The sequence below is a fragment of the Sphingobium sp. HDIP04 genome (assembly GCF_000445085.1).
GTDB lineage: Bacteria > Pseudomonadota > Alphaproteobacteria > Sphingomonadales > Sphingomonadaceae > Sphingobium > Sphingobium indicum.
The window spans coordinates 1-883 of record NZ_ATDO01000001.1; the positions used below are offsets into that span (position 1 = coordinate 1).

Annotated in this window: 1 protein-coding gene; it reads left to right on the forward strand. The window is 73.0% G+C overall.

The genetic code is table 11. The features are described from left to right. Positions 1-883: tetratricopeptide repeat protein (locus L286_RS0124000; protein ID WP_031292909.1), on the forward strand; the 883-nt coding region annotated here is incomplete at both ends.

The window sequence follows — 883 nt, forward strand, 5'->3', positions numbered from 1 at the left end:
GGCCGCCCGCTTCCGCGCGGCGCTTTCCGCCAATCCCAACGACGCGGACGCGTTGGGCGGCATGGGGATCGTGCGGCTGCGCAAGTCCGAATTCGCGCAGGCCCGCGACCTGCTGACCCGCGCCTCGCGCATCGGCGGCGCGGGCAAATGGGCGGAGGCGTTGCAGTCCGCCCGCTTCTATGCCGATCTCGACTCTGCCCGGACGGCGCTCGACAAGGGCGATCTGGCGCAGGCGGAGCGGATCGCCACGGCGCTCACCCAGTCGGACTTCCGCGACAAGGGGCCTGCCGTGTCGGTGCTGGCCAGCGTCTATGAACGGCAGGGCCGCTATAATGAGGCGGCCGAACTCTATCGCCAATTGGGCAAGGCCGGCGCTGGAGCCGCCACCGCCCAGGCCAGCGCCACCCGCAACGAGGCGCGCGCCGCCCTGGACGCGGGCGACGCCGCCCGCGCCGAACAGTTGCTGCGCGCCGCCATGGGCAATGCGCCCGACGACCCCTGGGTCGCCTACGACCTTGCCGGGCTGCTCCAGCAGCAGGGCCGCGTGGCGGAGCAGGACGCGCTCGTCCGCCAGCTTTCCTATTCGGAAAAGGCCGAACCGCTCTACGCCGCCGCGCTGATCCTCGACCGGGCGGGCCGCACCGGCGATGCGCAAGCCGTCGCAGCGCGCATCCCGGAAGGGCAGCGCACGGCGGAGATGCGCAATTTCATCGCCGGCCTCGGCATATCCGCCACCATCGCGCAGGCGAAGGCCGCAGGGGCGCGGGGCGCGCAGGGCCAGGGGCTCGCCATGTTGCGCCAGGCGTCGGAGATGCGCGGCCTGTCCGCCGACCGCATGGGCGCGCTGGCGCAGGGCATGCTGGAACTGGGCGATGCGCGTGGC